This window comes from Nocardia sp. NPDC058519, from assembly GCF_042719755.1.
Taxonomy (GTDB): Bacteria; Actinomycetota; Actinomycetes; order Mycobacteriales; family Mycobacteriaceae; genus Nocardia.
This window is the reverse complement of record NZ_JBHXNK010000001.1, coordinates 459763-478291: the sequence shown is the minus strand read 5'-3', so window position 1 is coordinate 478291 and position 18529 is coordinate 459763. Positions and strand designations below refer to the sequence as shown.

Below are 18529 nucleotides of genomic sequence, written 5' to 3'. Positions count from 1 at the left end.
TCACGGCACTCCGGCCACCAGGACTTCGGTCGATGCCGAACGGTATCGACCCGGGGCCGTGTCGAATTCGCGTTTGAAGGCTTTACTGAAGGCGTATTCGGAGCTGTAGCCGGTGCGCCTGGCCACGGTGGACAGTGGGTGGTCGGTGGCGCGGAGCAGGTGGGCGGCGGTGAGCATGCGCCAGCGGGTGAGGTAGGTCAGTGGGGGTTCGCCGACGAGGTTGGTGAAGCGTTTGGCGAAGGCGGCGCGGCTGAGACCCGCTCGGGCACCGAGGGATTCGACGGTCCAGCCGTGGGCGGGGTCGTCGTGGACGGCGCGCAGAGCGCGGGAGATGTCGGGGTCGGCGACCGCGGCGGCCCAGCCGGATGTCTCCTCGGTCTCCGCGAGCCGGGCGCGCAGCAGGTAGAGCAGCAGCAGATCCAGTAGCGGGGGTATCGCCGCGTCGGCGCCGGGGTGGGTGTCGGTGAGTTCGTCGGCGAGCAGGTCGACAGCGGCGCGCAGCGACGGATGGGTGCCGAGCCTGGCCGGAATGTGCACCACCTCGGGCAGCTCCGCCAGCAGCGGGTGGGTCCGGTCGGCGGCGAGCTGGTAGGAACCGCACAGCAGGGTCGCGGGCGCACCCGGTCCCGCCACGATCCGGACATCCTCGGGTCCGGCGGTCTCGGTCACCGGGCTGTCGAGCTGGTCGAGCAGAGCGTGGGCGACACCGCGCGGCATGAACACCGCGTCACCGGCACCCAGTGCCAGTGGCTCCGCGGCGGGCCGCGTCAACCAGCACGAGCCCTGGAGCACCACGTGGAAGCCCGCGCTCTCGATGCGCGGATACGCCCGGCCCCACGGCGCGTGCCGCACGAACATGCCGGAGGCCGGGCTGCCGGTCTTCGCGGTGGCGAGTACGTCGCTCAGTAGGTCCATGTTCGAAAACGGTACTCGTCGAGACGATTGGATATCTGGGCAAGATTCTGGATGATTCAATGTCTCACATATGGCTCATACGCTGAGTTCATCAGCCCGATGAACAAGGAGAACGACATGAAGATCGCCGTCTACGGAGCCAGTGGCCACGTCGGAACATTCGCGGTGCGGGAGCTGCGCGAGCGCGGCATCGAGACCGTGGTCGTCGGCCGCGACGCCGAGCGGCTCGCCGGTCTCGGCGCCGAGGTCCGCGTCGCCGCCGCCGACGATCACGCCGCCCTCGTCGCCGCGTTCGCCGATGTCGACGCCGTGATCAGCACCCTGCCCGACTACACCGGCACCGGCGAAACAGTCCTGCGCGCTGCCATCGCGGCAGGCACCCACTACGTCGATGTCGCTGGCGAACAGCTCTTCGTCGAGAAGGTCTTCGCTGAATACGGCCCGCTCGCGGTCGCAGCCGGCGTGACGCTCTCGACCGCGACCACCGAAGCTGGGATCTTCGGCGACCTGCTCGCCCACCTCGGCGCGCAGCGGCTCGGCGGCGCCGACGAGATCGTCCTGAGTCACGTCGCCGCGCCCGGCGGCGAGGGCTCGCGCGGGAGTATGCGCACCGTCTTCGAGAATCTGGAAGTCTTCACCAGTGGAGGCTTGTCCTGGTCCGACGGCGAATTCCATACCGGCCCCCAGCCCCGCCGCGCTACCTTCCTACTCCCTGACGAGACGGAACCTATTGCAGTGATGAAGTTTCCACAACCCTCGGTCGTGACCATTCCGCGCCACACGGCGGTGCGCTCGGTGGAGGGCGTACTCGCGAAGTCGATCTTCGAGATCGTCGGCACCGTCACCGAGGCCGATCTCGATGCGGCGCCCGAGACGCCGTCGGTCCCGGCCGCGTACTCGATGGTTGTCGACATCCGTCGCGACGGCCGGACACTGCGCGGCATCGGCAGCGGTCCCGACGCCTACCGCAACAGCGCCCAACTCGCGGTCGAGGTCGCGACGCGCATCGTGAGCGGGGCGGGCAAGCCGGGCGCACACTCACCCGCCGAACTGTTCGAGCCGGTCGAATTCCTCGACGACCTCGCTACTTTCGGTATGACCTGGTCGCTCCGGTGACGGTGCGCCTACGCTGGATCGCCGCGCCCGTCGCCGCTGTGGCCGCGCTGGGCCTGGTGGCGTTCGGTGCGCGCGATACCGAAACCTCATGGTCGAGTGCCTGGGCGACCGCGCTCCAGTACCCGATCTACCAGAACTGGTCCGCGATGGGTTTCTCCGATCAGACTGTGCGACAGGTGATTCGCCTGTCGCACGAGGGCCCGCAAGTCAGAGTCCGGTTGTCGAACCGCTACGGAGAGTACCCACTGCCTGTCTCGGCGGCGACGGTCGCCGCCAGTGCGGGCGGAGCCGCTGTCGTCCCGGAATCGGTGCGGGCGTTGACCGTTGGTGGGCAGTCCACCTTCGTGATTGCACCAGGGGGCGAAATGGTCAGCGATGCGGTGGACACGGCGGGGGCGTCGATGGCGGTGACCCTCTACTTCGCCCAACCCACCGGCCCCGCGACCCAGCACGGCCAGGCGCTCGCCACCACCTACCGGGCACACGGCGATCACGCCGCCGATCCGTCGGCGGCACCCTTCACCGATACCTCCCAATCCTGGTACTACCTGGCAGGCGTCGACACCCTGCGACCGAGCGCGGGCGATGTCACCGTGGCCTTCGGCGACTCGCTCACCGACGGCTACCGCTCCACCCTCGACGCCGACCAGCGCTACCCCGACCAGCTCGCGGCGGCGGGCCACCACGGCCCGGTGGTCAATGCCGGAATCAGCGGCAACAGGCTGCTCACCGACTCGACCGTGCTCGGCGACAGCGCCCTCGCCCGTTTCCGCCGCGACGTCCTCGAACAACCGGGCGTCGGCACCGCCGTCGTGTTGATCGGGATCAACGACATCGGGCTGTCGGGTAGCGCGGGGCCGGACGGGGCGGTCTACCCGGAGGTTTCGACAGATCAGCTCATCGCCGGATACCGCGAACTGATCACCCAGGCGCGGACTAACGGTGTGTACATCGTCGGCGCGACCATCCCGCCGTTCGCCGGGTCGACCTACTTCTCGCCAGAGAAGGAGCGATTGCGCACCGAGGTGAACACTTGGATCCGGGAGTCGGACGCGTTCGACGAGGTGGTCGATCTCGAACAAGCGCTGACCGCACCCGGTGATCGCACCCGCCTCGCCGCGGCGTTCGACAGCGGTGATCACCTGCACCCCAATGACTCCGGCTATCGCGCCATGGCGGTGGTCATCGCACGAGCCCTCGCCACGTGATCACCGTCTCGCCGCACGGGCCGCGACCAGGCTGGACGCTGACCCGTACCCCAACGGCCGGTGAACCCTGATCGGTCGAGTGGCAGGTAGGGCGGGGGCTCGATATGCTCGATTCCGACTTCGAAACAGGCTGCCTTGCTGCGTGTTTGATCGACCACTGATGGCTGGGGGCCTGTGAGTACTGCGGAAGTACTGCCGATGGCGCAGACGGTAGCCGCACCGGAGGCCTCCGGTGACAGCGCCGGATCCGCGGTGCTCGGCGCCGGGGTGGCGGTGGTGGCGATCGCCGCCGTGACCGCGGTCTTCACCCCGCAAGCCGTCGGCATCCCGGTGCTCGCCGCCGCGGTGGCCGCGGCACTGTTCGGCTGCCCCGCGGTCTGGTTCGCACTGCGTCAGCGCGCGCGGGCGCGCGCGAGTCTGGCCACCGCCCAGCGTGCCGAACAGCAGCTGGCCGCCACCGTGGCCGAGGCGAGCGCACGCCTGACCCAGGCCGACGAACACACCGCCGCGTACGCCTGGGAAGCACAGGAGAATTCGCGGCGGGGCGCGGCGGCACTGGCCGCGTTCGCCGGTGCCGCGGGCCGTATCCAGGCGATGACCACCTCGATGCTGGCCGAGCTGCGGGAGATGGAACACCGCCACGCCGACCCTCGGGTGCTCACCGACCTGCTCCACATCGACCACCGCACCGCCCAGGCCGGACGACTCGCCGACAGCATCGCGGTCCTGTCCGGTGCGCGCACCGGCCGCCGCTGGGCGAAGCCGATTGCGATGGAATCGATTCTGCGCGGCGCGATGGGTCGCGTGGCCGGGTATCAGCGCGTGCGGCTGAGGGCGATCGCCGAGATCGGCATCGCCGGGCATGCCGCCGAAGGCGTGATGCACACGCTAGCCGAACTCCTCGACAATGCCTGCAACTTCTCGCCGCCCACCACCGAGGTGCACGTCTACGCCGCGGAAGTGCCCGCGGGCGTGGTGATCACGATCGAGGACAGCGGCCTGATCATGAGCGATTCCGCGCTGCGCCGCGCCGAAGCCGCCGTCACCGGCCGCGATCACAAGGGCAAGGGCGCCGACCTGGCCTCGCTGTCGGGAACCCGGCTCGGGCTTGCCGTGGTCGGGCATCTGGCGCGCAAACACGAACTCACCGTGTCGTATCGGCCGTCGGCGATCGGCGGCACCGCGGTCGTCGTTGTCGTCCCGCGAGAGCTCACCGCGCGCGCCGAACGTCGCAGCCGCAATGTGGTGGCCGCGCCGCGCTTCGCCGAGCCCGCCACGCTGAGCCAGTTCGACAGTCCGATCCCGCGCAGAACCGACACCGGCACCATGGATTTCAGCGCGCCTGCCGGTCAGCACGCGCGACCCGAGCCCGACACTGCTCCGTCCTCCTCGCCCACACTGCCGAAACGCCGCCGGGGCGACACCCTGGCCCAGGTCCACCCCGAAGGCCTGTCTACCGCGCCGGCCGCCAAGGCGCCACCGGCCAAGCCCACCGCCCTCGGTGCCTTCCAGCGTTCCGCGCCGGGCCGCACCACCGCAAGCCACGAACCGGGCAGCGCCGCCGCGGCTCCCGACCCACAGGAGGACCGATGACCACCACCGCCCCCGCGAATCTCGGCTGGCTGCTCGAGAAGCTGCTCGCCCGCACCCCGCGCGCCAGGCATGCCCTGCTCCTGTCCGGTGACGGGCTGAAGATCTGCCATACACCCGAACTCGATGTCGATCGCGCCGATCAGCTGGCCGCCATCGCCGCGGGGTTCCAGAGCCTGTCGCACGGGGCATCCGTGGAGTTCGGTGACGGGCGTGGCGGCGTTCGCCAGTCGATGACCGAGTTCTACGGCGGCATCCTGTTCGTGGTCGAGGCCGGGCGCGGCGCGCACTTGGCGGTGGTCGCCGCCGAGGACGCCGATGCCGGTCTGGTCGGGCACACCATGCACGAGCTGGTCGAACAGCTCGGCGAGCACCTGGCGGCGGCGCCCAGACGCGGAGCGATCGATTGACCAGGGCAGGTCGCGACGACGATCCCGACCGCTTCTACACCCTGACCGGCGGCCGGGCGCCCGCGACCGAGGACTTCGACCTGGTCACCCTGGTGGTCAGCGAGTCGGCCCCCAGCGCGGGCATGTCCTCGGAGCAGGCCGCGGTCCTTGACATGTGCCGGGCGCCGACCGCGGTGGTGGAGATCGCGGCCGAGCTGCGCCTGCCCGTCGGTGTTGCCACGGTCGTGCTGTCGGACCTGCTGGCCGCGGGCAAGATCACCGTGCGCCCACCGCTGTCGGCGGCGATGTCGCTGGATGCTTCCACCCTCGAGAAGGTGCTCGTTGGACTTCGCAAGCTCTGAGAACGTGCCCGAGCGGGCTCGAGCGCCGCTACACAGCACGGCAATGCATGGGCTGAAGATCGTGGTCATCGGCGGATTCGGTGTCGGCAAAACGACATTGGTGCGTTCGGTGAGTGAGATCCGGCCACTCGACACCGAGGCCACCATGACCGATGTCGGGGCAGGCGTCGACGACACCAGCGGTGTGCCGGGCAAGTCGACCACCACCGTCGCCTTCGACTTCGGCCGGATCACCCTCGACGACGAACACGTGCTGTATCTGTTCGGAGCGCCTGGGCAGCAGCGGTTCTGGTTCCTGTGGGACCGGCTGTTCGCCGGTGCGCTCGGCGCGATCGTGCTGGTCGACCAGCGCCGGATCAGCGACTCCTGGTACGCGATCGACCGGCTGGAGCATCAGGGCACCCCGTTCGTGGTCGCCTGCAACGACTTCGGTGATTCCCACGCCGCCGACGATGTGCGTGAAGCGCTCGATCTCGATCCGGCGGTGCCGCTGGTGATGTGTGACGCGCGCTCGCGCGAATCGAGCAAACAGGTGCTCATCACCTTGGTCGAGCATCTGTATTCCGCTGTCCCGCAGGGAGAAACCGTCTCATGAGCACACCGACCGGCGCGTGCCCGATCACCGGCGCGGTGCCGTTGAGCGGCCCCGAGTTCCACATCGAACCGCACGAGGTCTATCGGCGGATGCGGCGCGACCACGGTCCGGTCGTGCAGGTGGAACTGCCCGGCGGGTTCCCGGCCTGGCTGATCATCGGTTACCGCGAACTGCACCAGGTGACCAGTGATCCGCTGCTCTTCCCGCGCGATGTGTCGCTGTGGAATCAGTGGCCCAATGTGCCCGACGATTGGCCGCTGCTCCCGATGGTCGGGCGGCCCATGCCCTCGATCTACTTCACCGCGGGTGCCGAACACCGCAGGCATCTGGCGATGGTGGAACCCGCGCTGGACGCGGTCGACCACTTCGAATTGCGCCGTGCCTGTGAGGAAATCGCCGACCGGCTCGTCGACAGGTTCTGTGGTCGAGGCACCGCCGACCTGATGGCGGAATTCGCGGTGATGCTGCCGGTGCTGGCGCTGGCGCGCATTCTCGGCCTGCCCGATACCGATGCGGCCGACCTCGCCCTGGTGATGAAACTGCTCGCAGACGGCGGCGCCGACGCCCAAGCCGGGCACGCGCGCTTCGCCGAGCACATGGCGCGGCTCCTGGCAGCCAAGAAGGCCCGTCCCGGCGGGGATCTGGTGTCGCTGATGCTGGCCGATCCCGAGCCGTTCACCGACGAGGAATACATGATGGACCTGATGGCGATCACCGCCGCGGGCCATCTGCCCACCGCCGACTGGCTGGGCAGTTCGATGCGGTTGATGCTCACCGACGACCGTTTCGCCAACGCGCTGGGCGGCGGCAGGCGCAGCGTCGGCGAGGCCATGAGCGAAGTGCTCTGGGAAGAGGGACCGACCTCGATCCTGGCCGGGCGGTGGGCCGCGCGCGACACCCGCCTGGCCGATCAGACGATCCGGGCGGGCGACATGCTGCTGCTCGGTCTCGCCGCCGCCAATCTCGATCCGCATGTGCGCCAGTCGTTCACCGAGGGCGGCTCGGTGCCGACGGGCAACAACGCCCACTTCGCGTTCAGCTATGGCGAATACCGCTGCCCCTTCCCGGCGCAGCAGATCGCGGAGATCATCTCCAGGACCGGGATCGAGGTGCTGCTCGACCGGCTCCCCGACATGGACCTCGCAGTACCCGCCGACCAACTCACGCGGCGACCTTCGGCTTTCCTTCGGGGCATGACCGCTCTGCCCGTTCGTTTCACACCAGTTCGACCCGTCGGAGGTTTCTCGTGAGTTCGCCATGCCCTTTCGCCATCGACCCCATGGTCGGTGACCTCGACGGAGAGACCGCCCGACTTCGATCACTCGGCCCGATCACCCGGATCGACCTGCTCGGCGTGCCCGCCTGGACCATCACCGACCACGCCGTCGCGCGCCAGCTGACCACCGACACCCGGCTGGTCAAGGACATCAACGCGTGGTCGCTGTACGCCGACGGCGTGGTGACGAACCAGTGGCCGCTGATCGGCATGGTCGACGCGGGTCGTTCCATGTTCACCGTCGACGGCGCCGAGCACCGCAGGCTGCGCCTCAAGACCGCGCAGGCACTGGCCCCGCGGCGGCTGGAAGAGCTACGCCCGGTGATCGAGCAGCTCACCGCCGAACTCCTCGACGACCTCGCCGCCGCCGGTGCCGACGGCGCGACGGTGGACCTCAAGGAGGTGTTCGCCTACCCGCTGCCGATGCGCGTGGTCGGCGACCTGATGGGAGTCGCGCGCGAGGACCACGCGCAGCTGCTCGACTGGTACAAGAAGTTCTTCTCGGTGATGACCCCGCAGGACGAGCGACTGCGGGTGATCGGCGAACTCGACGTGTACTTCACCGACCAGGTAAGGCAGAAGATCGCGGACCCGGGTGACGACCTCACCTCGGCGTTCATCAGCGCCGACGAGGGCGGCGAGCCGCTCACCGAGGAAGAGGCGATCGGCAATATCAAGGCGCTCGTCGCCGCCGGGCACGAGACCACCGTGAGCCTGATCATCAACACCGTGCGCGCGCTGCTCGGCGAACCCGAACAGCTGGCGAAAGTGCTTGCCGGCGACGTGGAGTGGAAGCAGGTGATCGAGGAGTCGCTGCGCTGGGACGGCCCGGTCTCGCACCTGCTGATGCGTTTCGCCACCGAGGACATCGCCGTCGGCGACACCATGATCGCCAAGGGCGAGGGCGTGGTGATGTCCTACCGCGCCGTCGGTCGCGACATCGCGGTGCACGGCGAGACCGCCGACGAGTTCGACGTGACGCGCTCGACCGCCAACCGCCACTTGGCTTTCGGCTACGGCCCGCACATCTGCCCCGGTGCCGCCCTGTCGCGTCTGGAAGCCGCGATCGCGCTGCCCGCGCTGTTCGCCCGCTTCCCCCAGCTGCGACTCGCCGTGCCCGACAGTGAGATCGGCAATCTGCCGGTACTCACCCAGAACGATCTGGCCGCGTTGCCGATCATCCTGAGCTGACCGGCGTCGCGTCGCGCCCGGTGGATCCTTCGCCGGGCGCGACGCTTTCCGGGCTACAGGCCCAGATCGCGGCCGATCAGTTCCTTCATGATCTCGTTGGAACCCGCCCAGATCTTGGTGACCCTGGCATCCATCCACGCCCGCGCGACCCGGTATTCACGCATGTAGCCGTAGCCGCCGTGCAGCTGCACGCACGCGTCGAGCACCTCGTTCTGCACCTGCGCCGACCACCACTTCGCCTTCGCGGCGTCGACCGCGGACAGCTCACCGGCAGCGTGCGCGGCGATACCCTGATCGACGAACGCCTGTGTCACTTCGACTTTGGTGACCAGCTCGGCGAAAAGGAACTTGTTGTACTGGAAGCTGCCGATCTGCTGACCGAAAGCCTTGCGCTCCTTGGCGTATTGCAGCGTCTCGTCCAGGATCGCGGCAGCGTGCGCGAGATTGGAGACCGCGGCGCCGATGCGTTCCTGCGGCAGCCGCTCCATCATGGCGATGAAACCGCGGTCGAGCTCGCCGATCCGGTTGGCGTCGGGGACGCGCACATTGTCGAAGAATAGTTCGGCGGTATCGGATTCGGGCTGGCCCACTTTGTCGAGCTTGCGCCCGCGGGTGAACCCTTCCATTCCGGTCTCGATCGCGAACAGGGTGATGCCCTTGGCCTTCTTCTCCGGGCTGGTGCGTGCGGCGACGATCACCAGGTCGGCGTTGAAACCGTTGGTGATGAACGTCTTCGAGCCGTTGACGATCCAGTCGTCACCGTCGCGCACGGCGGTGGTCTTCAGCGCGGCCAGGTCGGAACCGCCCGACGGCTCGGTCATGCCGATGGCGGTGATGATCTCGCCGGTGCAGAATTTCGGGAGCCAGCGCTGCTTCTGCTCGTCGGTGGTGAGCTCGACCAGGTAGGGCGCGCACACGTCGTAGTGGATGCCGAACGAGGACGACAGCGCCGCGCTCGCCTTGGCCAGCTCCTCGCCGAGCACGGCGTTGAACCGGTAGTCGCCCGCGTCGCTGCCACCGAACTCCTCGGGCACGCAGAGGCCGAGGTAGCCCAGTTCGCCTGCCGCGAGCCAGGTTTCGCGGTCGATCGCCCGCTCTTCGACGAAGCGTTCGGCATTCGGCTCGATCGTGCGCTTGATGAACTCGGCGACCGACGCGCGGAAGGCGTCGTGGTCCTCGGTGTAGACGGAGCGCTTCATGGTGTCCTTTCGCTGACTTACTGTTCGGGCCGTTCGCCCAGCAGAACCAATGACGCCCGGACAACTCTGGCCGCGTCGGGTTCCTCACCGCTGATCACATCGGTGTAGATGAAGGTCTCGGTGATCCGCACCAGCAGCAGGGCCAGCTCGGACACCGGCAGGAGCGGATCGAGAGAATCTGCCGAAATCTCTTCGGCCAGTAGATCTTCCACGATCGCCACGATGCGGTGCTGGACCGATCCCGCGCGCGTGGTGAGCAGTCGCAGCGCCCGTTCGGGTTCGCGCAACAGGAACTGGCGGAAGGCGTGGGAGGTGTTGGTGGCCTGTGCGAAATCGCCGAGGATCGTCGCGATGCGGTACGCGCCGCGACCGGGAGCGGCGGCGGCCGCGCGACGCAATGTCGGTTCGGCGACCGACCAGATGACCTCGGCGAGCAGTTCGTCGCGCCCGCCGACCCACCGGAACAGCGTCGCCCGGTTCACTCCGAGCGCGACGGCGAGTTCCTTCATCTCGAGTCGGTGCCCGGCCAGGAATACGGCCCTTGCGGCCCGGAACGCGCTCACGGGATCGGGCCGCGCTGCCGCGTCCTGGAGTCGTTTCTCCAGTGCCGTCTGCTCGATCACGTCACCTCCATGCACCGTTTCCTACAGTGTATGAACCGTGCAACGTCTGTCAATATGTTGCACTCCGGGCACAAAAAAGGGCACAAAAAAACTCCCCGGTCACCATGACCGAGGAGTTCTCGTTGTAGCCCCGACGGGATTCGAACCCGCGCTACCGCCTTGAGAGGGCGGCGTCCTAGGCCGCTAGACGACGGGGCCAGAACAACAGCTCACCGGGGTGAGCCGCGCGAACATACGATAGCCGACGACCTGGTGATCGACCAAAACGGGGGTTGACCGCCCCTCGGCGCCGGGGCAAGGTGGGGCCATGACCAGCAAAGAGCTGCGCGGTGGGGTGGAGATGAGCAATCTCGATCAGCCGCTGTTCGACGGGGCGCAGGCAACCAAGCGGGATCTGGTCGACTACCTCGAGTTCGCCGGGGAACGGTTGCTCCGGGTGGTGCGTGGTCGCCCGCTGTCGGTGGTGCGGGTTCGGCCGGGGCAGGAGCCGTTCATGCAGAAGAACCTCCCGAAATACACCCCGGAGTGGGTGCCGCGGACGCAGGTGTGGGCGGAGAGTTCTCGCCGGGAGATCACCTACGCGCTCTGCGACGATCCGCGGACACTGTTGTGGTTCGGTAATCAGCGGGCGGTCGAGTACCACGTGACGCTGTTCCTCGCGGAGCGGGTGCCAGAGCCGACGCACCTCGTGCTCGACCTGGATCCGTCGCCGGGACAAACCTTCGGCGACGCGGTGGCGGGCGCTCGGTTGATCCGGGACGCCCTCGCCGCCGACGGGCTGGCGGGTGCCGTGAAGACCAGCGGGTCCAAGGGTTTACACGTTTTCGTGCCGGTGGTGCCGGGAATCGACGTCGAGGATGCCGCCGCCGCCACGCGGGCGGTGGCGGCCAGGGCCGAACGCATCGATCCGTCGGTCGGCACGACCGCGTTCATCCGGGAAGACCGCGAGGGCAAGGTCTTTCTCGACGCCACCCGGGCCGGCGGCGCCACCGTCGCGGCCGCCTACAGCCCACGCATCCGGCCGGGTGTCACGGTGTCGTTCCCCCTGCTCTGGTCCGATCTCGACAACGTGACACCCGCCGATTTCACGCTGCGGACTGTACCGGAGCTGATCGGCGCCAACGATCCATGGGAATCGGAAATGCCTGCTCCACAGCAACTTCCCCAGGATCTGATCGACGAAGGCCACACCATCCCGGTGGCCAGGGTCCAGGCGATGCACGAAGGCAAACGACGCGCGCGAGCCCGTCGGGAAGCATGACGGGCCGCGCTGCCGCTTACGGTGCGTAGCGCAGGATGCCCGCGATCTGTGCCCCATCGGGCATGTCCTGAGCGCGCACCGCGAGGACGTCGCCGCCGGTGAGCAGGACGCGGCGGGTGATCTCGTCGAGTACACCAGGGGTTTCGGTATCGGTCGGGTCGCCGAAGACGACCGCGCCCTCCGGGGAAACCGTCCCGGGAACCGAGGCGTCGATATCGACGAGCACGGTATCGATCGCTCCCGCGGTCGCGGCACGCGCGAGGTCGGAGACGTCGGTGCTGGCTCGGCCTTCACCGCGACGTTTGTCCAGCAGTTCGGCCAGTTCGGCCAGTTGCGTCGAGTAGTGGCGGTCCAGGATCTTTCTGGAGCGTTCGGCGAGGTCTTCGTCGGAGACGTGCTCGGGGTTGCCGGGGATGCTCTCGGCCAGCAGGCCGTCGTAGCTGCTCACCGACCGGTACAGAGAATCACTTGGCTCGGAGGCGGCCAGAATGAGCGGAACGTCGCGTCCGGCCAGGACGGCTCGTAATTCGGCGTCGATCGCGCGGGCGTACTGGCGCACCCGCATCTTGCTGCCTTCGTCACCTTGGACACGGCCTTTCGGGGCCCGATCGCCGAGGCTCGCCTTTCCGGCATAGTCGGCGGCACTGCTCGGAAGTCCTTCGACAGGCACGGTCCGCGCGGGTCGATCCGGGGTGACCTCGACCAGACGCACCCCGCCCTCGGCGAGTGCGAGCACGAACGCGGACTGCGGGAAGGTCACGGCCCGCACGAGTCGCGGGAGGTAGAACCGATCCCCGACGGTTTCCGCGGCGCTGAGCGCGTTGGGCAGCCGGTAGGTGCGGATTCGGGTCGGGGTGGCGAGGACGACGAGAGTACGAGCTTGGTACCGCCAGAACTCGGCGTCCTCGATCACCGCGTCGAATTCCTCCTGCAACGCTGTGCGCGCGCCGGGGTCGGTGACGAGGTCGAGTGTTCGCCGAGCTTGGTTGGAGAACGCGATCCGGTTCTGGTCGGGGTTCGCCGTATCGGATTCGGTGGGCGTGTAGATCGAGACGCACCAGCTATCGGTCACTGCGGCGAGAGCTTTGAGCTCGCCCCGGCTGGGGATATCGGTGTGTAGCACGACGGCCTCCGCATCTGTTGGTCGGACGACGCGCGCCGACACCAGCTTGTGGACATAGCACTCCCGCGTCAGCATACGCTCGGCTAACAGGCATTCGGCGCGCGTCACCGGCTCGGTCTCGGATGACGCGGGCGCACTGCCGAATTCGACAGTGCGCCATCGCTGTTCGGCGGCGATCAGCCGGCGAGTGACGCGACGCCCGCCTGGGCGAACTTCTCGTCGAGGTCGCCGCTCGGGGCGCCCGCTACACCGATGCCCGCGATCGGGGCGTTGTTCGCCTTCACCGGGGCGCCGCCGCCGAGGAAGAGAGTGCCGTCGATGTCGGCCAGGTGCGGAGCCGACTCCAGGCGCTTGGCCAGTTCGGTGGTGGGGGCGTTCCAGGAGACGGCGGTGAAGGCCTTCTGCTGGGCGGCGTCGTAGGACTGCGGGCCCGCGCCGTCGCCGCGCAGGGTCACGATGACGTTGCCGTTGCGGTCGACCACCGCGACGCTCACGCGCTGGTTCTCCTTGGCGGCGGCGTCGAGGGCGGTCTGCGCGGCCTTGGTGGCGGCGGCGATCGACAGGTGGGTGGACTGGGCCAGGTTGGCGTCGGCGGCGTTGACGACGACAGGGGTGCGGGTCGCCGGGTTCTGATCCTGCGCCTGCACGGTCACTACGCCGACCACACCGGCGGCGACGACACCAGCGGTGGCGCCGGCGATGATGAGGCGATTGCGGGTGGTGGACTTGGCGGACATGGCTGCTCCTGTGCGGCTCTCGGCCGGTCGGCGGTCTGCCGTGGCCTGTTGATATCCATCCTGTTCGCTCGGCGGCCCCGCCGAATCGGCGTAGTGGCTGTACTCCACGGCCGGATCGGCCGACACTCGAGTCATCCGATCGGATGACCCACCGCGAGCGATCGCCGGGGAGAATTAGAGGTTGCCCAGGCTGAGCCCTTTCTCGGCCGCCTCGATAGCGGCGGACCGGCGGGTGCGACGAAGGAATGCCCGCAGGAGGGAAGATCGAGGTCGATCGGGGGCAAACCGCGGCGCCAGCCGCCGAAAGCACAGGTGGATGGCATGACTCAGTTGCTCGGCGCCCAGCGCGACGACACGCGCCTGCTCGCCGTCATCGTCCACAGTGCCTTCTATGTACTGCTGGCCGCATCGTTGATGCGGTGGCTGATCCGGCACAGCGAGACCCGCTCGACGCCGTTGATCGTCGTTCTTTCCCTGACTTTGGCGGTGCTGTACGCACTGAGTGAGTTGCGGCAGTCGGGTCGGCTCGTGTGGTTCGCGATGCTGGTACTCACCTGGTCGGTGCTGGTGGTGCTCGCGCCGAGTTTCGCCTGGTGCGCGGTGCCATTGGTGTACACGGGCCTGCGGATTCTGTCGGAGCGGGTCGCGGTGATCCTGGTCGTCGCGCTCACCGCGCTGGTGGTGTCGAGTCAGGTGCGCATCGCCGGGTGGCTCGATCCGAATCTGGTGCTCGCCCCGCCCGCGGTGGCGGCGGTGACCACGGCCCTGTTCGTCGGTATGCGCCGTCAGGCCGAACGGCAGGCCGCGCTGATCGATGACCTGGTGCGGACCAGGCAGGAACTGGCGGCCACCGAACGCAGGGAGGGCACGCTGGCCGAACGGCAACGGCTGGCCATGGAAATCCACGACACCCTGGCGCAGGGACTGTCGAGCCAGCGCATGCTGCTGCAAGCCGCCGACCTGGTGTGGGACAGCGATCCGCAACTCGCGCACACGCACCTGCGATCGGCCGCGGCCGTCGCCGAACGCGACCTGACCGAGGCGCGCCGGTTCGTCCACGACCTGGCCCCGGCCGACCTCGCCGCCGGTGGCTCGCTGCCTGCCGCGCTGGCCGCACTCGCCGAGCGAGAGACCACCGACACCCTGACCGTGCGCTGCCATATAGAAGGCACACCGGGCCCGTTGCCCCAGCGGGTCGAGGCCACCTTGCTGCGCATCGCCCAGGGCGCGCTGGCCAATGTGCGCGAACACGCGGCGGCGGCCACCGCCACGATCACGCTGACCAGCCTCGACGATCAGATCGTGCTCGACGTCGCCGATGACGGGCGCGGCTTCGATCCCGAGGAACCGGCAGACCCCGCACAACATCGCGGACACGGCCTGCCCGCGATCCGGGCCAGGGTGCGGCAACTCGGCGGCACCTGCACCGTGGAGTCCGCGCCCGGCGACGGCACCGTGCTCTCCGCCGCCATCCCGCTCGCCACCGGCCCGACGATCACCAGCGCAACCTCGTTCGACAGATAGGCGCATTAGCATCGGCGTCTGTGACCACCACCGTGCGCCTGTTGATCTGTGACGATCACGCTGTCGTCCGCGCCGGACTGCACGCGCTGCTGTCGAGCGCGCCCGATATCGAGGTCATCGGGGAGGCCGCCGACGGACCGACCGCGGTCACGCTGGCCGCGAGCCTGCACCCTGACGTGGTGCTGATGGATCTACAGCTCGGCACTGACATGGACGGCGTCGAAGCGACCCGCCGGATCACTGCCCAGCCCGCCCCGACCCCGCACGTCCTGGTGCTGACCACCTACGACACCGACGCCGACATCACCCGCGCGATCGAGGCGGGGGCTACCGGATACCTCCTCAAGGCCGAACGGCCGGAGGAACTGTTCGCCGCGATCCACGCCGCCGCGAGCGGGCACACCGCCTTGTCCGCCCCGGTCGCCGCCAAGGTGATGGCCAAGATGCGCAACCCCGGCCCCACACTCACCGCCCGCGAGCGCGACATCCTCGGCCAGCTCGCCCACGGCCTGGGCAACCGCGAGATCGCCCGCGCCCTGCACATCAGCGAGGCGACGGTGAAAACCCATCTGGGCCGCATCTACGACAAACTCGGCGTCGACACCCGCGCCGCGGCGGTAGCGGTGGCCACCGAGCGGCGTTTGCTCGCCTGACCGGTCCGACCTACGCGGGCGCCAGAGTGGCGGCGCCGAAGGACACGCGGAAGCGCTCGCACCAGATACTGACCGACTTCACCGTCGACAGATCGGTGCCCGCGGGCAGCTCATAGTTCTGGCTGCCCTCGTTTCCTTTCAGGGAGCCGAGGTCGATGTGGTTGCCGTCGTCGAAGTTGTGCCAGTCGTCGACGATCACCGGCTGATCGGTGAGCCAGACGTGCAGGTCGGGCCCGTCGGAGGTGTTCAGGTCGACGATCCGGAGCACGATTGTGCCCTCTGACGTGCGCTGGAGCTGCGCGGTGCCGGAGGTGCCGTGCTCATGGGAGATGAAGGCGCCCTCGGCGATCACCGGGGGCGGCGCACCGTCCACCGCGACGATCGGTGCCTCGTTGACGGTCACCGTGGTGAACAACCGCCAGGGCTGGAACAGGTAGAGACCCACGGTCACGGCCGCGACCAAGCCGATGGCGATGACGGTGAACAGGGTCCGGCGAGTGCTCATTGCGCCTCCTTCTCACCCATCATCCCCCGGCGCGGCCCGTACCGCTTGCCCGAATTGCCGGAAAAGAAACGTGACCGGGGTCTCCGAATCGATATGAGCCCCGTCACATTACGACGCTATAGCGACAGTAATGTGATTACGGATTTATTACGGTCGACCAGCGGTGAACAGTGTTCCTTTGAACAATATCCGCTACAAACAGGTCCGTGATCGGTACGTGATCTCAGCACGCATTCCGGCTACATTCGATCACGGCTTGAACAACAACCCGAGCCGAATCGAATCGCAGAACGCCGGAAAGCCTGCCCCGCGATTCGAGGATCCCCGACATGACTGAGGGGCAGGGACGCGGTAGTTTTCATCATCGAGTCGGTGGGCGCAGGCAGGAAATACTTTATGTCTTTGAATCGCAAGTTCACCACCCGTGCCCTTGGTATTGCCGCTGTTGCCGGCGCGATGATCGCCGTTCCGGCCGGTCTGACCACCGCAACCGCCTCGGCGAACAACTGGGACGCCGTGGCACAGTGCGAGAGCACGGGCAACTGGAACATCAACACCGGTAACGGCTACTACGGCGGCCTGCAGTTCTCGCAGAGCACCTGGGAAGCCTACGGTGGTGCGGGCACTGCCGACAACGCCAGCCGTGAAGAGCAGATCCGCGTGGCCGAGAACGTGCTGGCCGCGCAGGGCCCCGGTGCCTGGCCCGTGTGCAGCGCCTACCTGTAAAGGGCGCTGACAAGTAAACTTTCCTTGTCGGGAAACGAATTACCCGCTATTCGATGCACACGTCGAATAGCGGGTTTTTTCGTTTTCCGGAGAATCCAGCCGATACACCGTGAGCGATGCGGCGAGCATGCGTGAATCCGACGGATCGGCCGGGTCGAGGCCGGTGAGTTCGGCAATCCTGCGCAGTCGATAGGTAAAAGTATTCGGGTGCACGTGAATCAGCCGTGACGCGGTTTTGCGGTCGCCACCGTGCACGAGATGCGCCTCCAGCGCGTCGATCAGGTGCGGACTGCTCAGGAGCGGAATCACCCGCTGCGCCAGACGTTCTCGGGCCGGACCGGGCCGGGTGAGCTGGTATTCGAGCAGTAGATCGTCGAGTCGATAGCAGCCGCCGGGCTTGCCGCGTAGTCGCGCCAATTCGGTCAGTTCGGTCGCGTCCTTGGCCGCGGCCGGAATCGCATCACGGCTGACACCGGAGAATTCGGCCAGATACACCGGTACACCGAACTGTGCGCGCAGGCGGTCGGCGAGTTCGTCGAACTTCGCCGCGTCGACGACGTCGGTTTCGGAACTGTGACTCAGCAACGCGATGCCGTGGGCGCCGTCGAAGGTGGCCGGGGTGGTGGTGCCGGTGAGTTCGTCCAGGGCGCGCTGCAGTACCCGGATCCGCCGCCTGGTCACCAGGTTGGCCGCGGTGCCGACGCGGGGTGGCTCGCTCAGGTGAACCGCCAGCACCGTGTACTGGTCGGCGAGGATCGTGTCGGCGCGGGCGGCGAGTTCCTCGGCGGGCAGACCGCGGACCAGCGCCGAACACAGCTCCCGGCGCGCCTCGCGTTCGGCGTGATAGATCGACTGCTCGACCTCGGTGTAGGTCTCCACGACCGTCATATTGATGTGACGCAGCAGATCGAGCAGGCGGCTGCCGACCCGCGCCATCTCCGCGGTCTCGGTGGGCAGGGCCAGCGACAGCGCCTCGGCGAACACCGACTGCGCCGACCCGTGGATCGCGCCGATCAGCATCGGCAAGGGCAGCCGGTCCTCGGCGTGGCGCTCGGCGACCGGGGCGACGAACGCCGCGACCTCGGCATAGGTGAACTCCCGGTCGGCGCCGATCGCCTCGAGCACGGCCCGCCCGCACGCGTAGATGGTCGGCAGCACTTCCGCGGTGAAGTGGCCGTCGGGTAGCTCGGCGGGTGCGTTGGCGCCGAGACCGTCGGCGAGCATGCGCTCGGAAATCTGTGGCCATCGTGTCAGCAGACGAGCGGTCAGCGCGGGCAGCGCGGGGAGTTCGGAAACGGGGTGTTCGGCGAGCATGACTCGATTGTGTCCGACGACAGGCCGGTACAGGAGCATCCGAGCGAAAACGAACAGAACTTGGCTCCCGTGCCAATCTTGTCCAGAGTTTCTCGTTCCCCGGTGCAGTGACATCACTGTGCCCTGGGTCATAGATTCGCAGAGTGCGTAAGAGCTACCTCGATCGCGCCGCGTGCTCTCGATCCGGAAGGCAGTCCCACCTTGACCCGTACGTCCAACCCC

At 68.0% G+C, this 18529-nt stretch carries 18 protein-coding genes, 1 tRNA gene and 1 pseudogene; 12 read left to right on the top strand and 8 right to left on the bottom strand.

Annotation, left to right across the window (positions count from 1 at the left end):
• The gene (locus tag ACFWPK_RS02170) at nucleotides 1–915 is read right to left on the bottom strand and encodes an AraC family transcriptional regulator (RefSeq protein WP_378912694.1); all 915 of its coding nucleotides are present in this window, start codon (nucleotides 913–915) and stop codon (nucleotides 1–3) included.
• 117 nt (nucleotides 916–1032) lie between these two features.
• Here ACFWPK_RS02170 and ACFWPK_RS02165 point away from each other — a divergent pair, with 117 nt between their 5' ends.
• The 8 genes from ACFWPK_RS02165 (at nucleotide 1033) to ACFWPK_RS02130 (ending at nucleotide 8642) form a co-directional block, all read left to right on the top strand.
• Nucleotides 1033–2031, top strand: coding sequence for a saccharopine dehydrogenase NADP-binding domain-containing protein (locus ACFWPK_RS02165; RefSeq protein ID WP_378912693.1), 999 nt, complete (start codon nucleotides 1033–1035; stop codon nucleotides 2029–2031).
• Nucleotides 2028–3239 (top strand): SGNH/GDSL hydrolase family protein, encoded by a 1212-nt coding sequence (locus ACFWPK_RS02160; RefSeq protein WP_378912691.1) that lies wholly within the window; start codon nucleotides 2028–2030, stop codon nucleotides 3237–3239. The genes ACFWPK_RS02165 and ACFWPK_RS02160 overlap by 4 nt, the downstream gene beginning before the upstream one ends.
• Before the next feature lie 198 nt (nucleotides 3240–3437).
• Nucleotides 3438–4832 (top strand): sensor histidine kinase, encoded by a 1395-nt coding sequence (locus ACFWPK_RS02155; protein ID WP_378912689.1) that lies wholly within the window; start codon nucleotides 3438–3440, stop codon nucleotides 4830–4832.
• Complete coding sequence (locus ACFWPK_RS02150) at nucleotides 4829–5239, top strand: roadblock/LC7 domain-containing protein (protein ID WP_378912688.1); 411 nt, start codon at nucleotides 4829–4831, stop codon at nucleotides 5237–5239. Before ACFWPK_RS02155 ends, ACFWPK_RS02150 begins: the two co-directional genes overlap by 4 nt.
• Nucleotides 5236–5580: a DUF742 domain-containing protein gene (locus ACFWPK_RS02145; RefSeq protein WP_378912687.1), complete on the top strand. Its 345-nt coding sequence runs from the start codon at nucleotides 5236–5238 to the stop codon at nucleotides 5578–5580. Before ACFWPK_RS02150 ends, ACFWPK_RS02145 begins: the two co-directional genes overlap by 4 nt.
• Nucleotides 5581–5623: 43 nt before the next feature.
• A complete protein-coding gene (locus ACFWPK_RS02140) occupies nucleotides 5624–6175 on the top strand; it encodes an ATP/GTP-binding protein (RefSeq protein WP_378912685.1) in 552 nt (183 codons plus the stop codon).
• Nucleotides 6172–7425, top strand: a complete 1254-nt coding sequence (locus tag ACFWPK_RS02135) for a cytochrome P450 (protein ID WP_378912684.1) — start codon at nucleotides 6172–6174, stop codon at nucleotides 7423–7425. The genes ACFWPK_RS02140 and ACFWPK_RS02135 overlap by 4 nt, the downstream gene beginning before the upstream one ends.
• Nucleotides 7422–8642, top strand: a complete 1221-nt coding sequence (locus ACFWPK_RS02130; protein ID WP_378912683.1) for a cytochrome P450 — start codon at nucleotides 7422–7424, stop codon at nucleotides 8640–8642. Before ACFWPK_RS02135 ends, ACFWPK_RS02130 begins: the two co-directional genes overlap by 4 nt.
• 53 nt (nucleotides 8643–8695) lie before the next feature.
• Here the strand turns inward: ACFWPK_RS02130 and ACFWPK_RS02125 are convergent, their stop codons facing one another.
• The 3 genes from ACFWPK_RS02125 to ACFWPK_RS02115 form a co-directional block, all read right to left on the bottom strand.
• Nucleotides 8696–9841, bottom strand: coding sequence for an acyl-CoA dehydrogenase family protein (locus ACFWPK_RS02125; RefSeq protein ID WP_378912682.1), 1146 nt, complete (start codon nucleotides 9839–9841; stop codon nucleotides 8696–8698).
• Nucleotides 9842–9858: 17 nt separating this feature from the next.
• Nucleotides 9859–10464, bottom strand: coding sequence for a QsdR family transcriptional regulator (locus ACFWPK_RS02120; RefSeq protein ID WP_378912681.1), 606 nt, complete (start codon nucleotides 10462–10464; stop codon nucleotides 9859–9861).
• A 125-nt stretch (nucleotides 10465–10589) separates the two neighbouring features.
• Nucleotides 10590–10662, bottom strand: a tRNA-Glu gene (locus tag ACFWPK_RS02115).
• Between the two features lie 109 nt (nucleotides 10663–10771).
• On the opposite strand from ACFWPK_RS02115, the gene ACFWPK_RS02110 reads away from it, so the two are divergent.
• Nucleotides 10772–11725, top strand: coding sequence for a DNA polymerase domain-containing protein (locus tag ACFWPK_RS02110; RefSeq protein ID WP_378912680.1), 954 nt, complete (start codon nucleotides 10772–10774; stop codon nucleotides 11723–11725).
• A gap of 16 nt (nucleotides 11726–11741) precedes the next feature.
• Here ACFWPK_RS02110 and ACFWPK_RS02105 read toward each other — a convergent pair whose 3' ends face one another.
• The gene (locus tag ACFWPK_RS02105; protein WP_378912679.1) at nucleotides 11742–12848 is read right to left on the bottom strand and encodes a hypothetical protein; all 1107 of its coding nucleotides are present in this window, start codon (nucleotides 12846–12848) and stop codon (nucleotides 11742–11744) included.
• A 176-nt stretch (nucleotides 12849–13024) separates the two neighbouring features.
• Nucleotides 13025–13585: a heme-binding protein gene (locus ACFWPK_RS02100; RefSeq protein WP_378912678.1), complete on the bottom strand. Its 561-nt coding sequence runs from the start codon at nucleotides 13583–13585 to the stop codon at nucleotides 13025–13027.
• 321 nt (nucleotides 13586–13906) lie between these two features.
• Between ACFWPK_RS02100 and ACFWPK_RS02095 the strand changes: the two genes are divergently transcribed.
• Both ACFWPK_RS02095 and ACFWPK_RS02090 read left to right on the top strand, forming a co-directional pair.
• Nucleotides 13907–15109 carry a sensor histidine kinase gene (locus ACFWPK_RS02095; protein WP_378912677.1) on the top strand — a complete coding sequence of 401 codons (1203 nt, stop codon included), beginning with the start codon at nucleotides 13907–13909 and terminating at the stop codon, nucleotides 15107–15109.
• Nucleotides 15110–15129: 20 nt separating this feature from the next.
• On the top strand, nucleotides 15130–15762 hold the full coding sequence (locus ACFWPK_RS02090) for a response regulator (RefSeq protein ID WP_378912676.1): 633 nt from the start codon (nucleotides 15130–15132) through the stop codon (nucleotides 15760–15762).
• 10 nt (nucleotides 15763–15772) lie between these two features.
• Here ACFWPK_RS02090 and ACFWPK_RS02085 read toward each other — a convergent pair whose 3' ends face one another.
• Complete coding sequence (locus tag ACFWPK_RS02085) at nucleotides 15773–16267, bottom strand: DM13 domain-containing protein (RefSeq protein WP_378912675.1); 495 nt, start codon at nucleotides 16265–16267, stop codon at nucleotides 15773–15775.
• Nucleotides 16268–16663: 396 nt separating this feature from the next.
• Here ACFWPK_RS02085 and ACFWPK_RS02080 point away from each other — a divergent pair.
• Nucleotides 16664–16990 (top strand): annotated as a pseudogene (locus ACFWPK_RS02080) (transglycosylase family protein); the annotation flags it as partial.
• Between the two features lie 42 nt (nucleotides 16991–17032).
• Here ACFWPK_RS02080 and ACFWPK_RS02075 read toward each other — a convergent pair.
• Nucleotides 17033–18307 (bottom strand): PucR family transcriptional regulator, encoded by a 1275-nt coding sequence (locus ACFWPK_RS02075; RefSeq protein WP_378912674.1) that lies wholly within the window; start codon nucleotides 18305–18307, stop codon nucleotides 17033–17035.
• Nucleotides 18308–18529 lie beyond the last annotated feature (222 nt).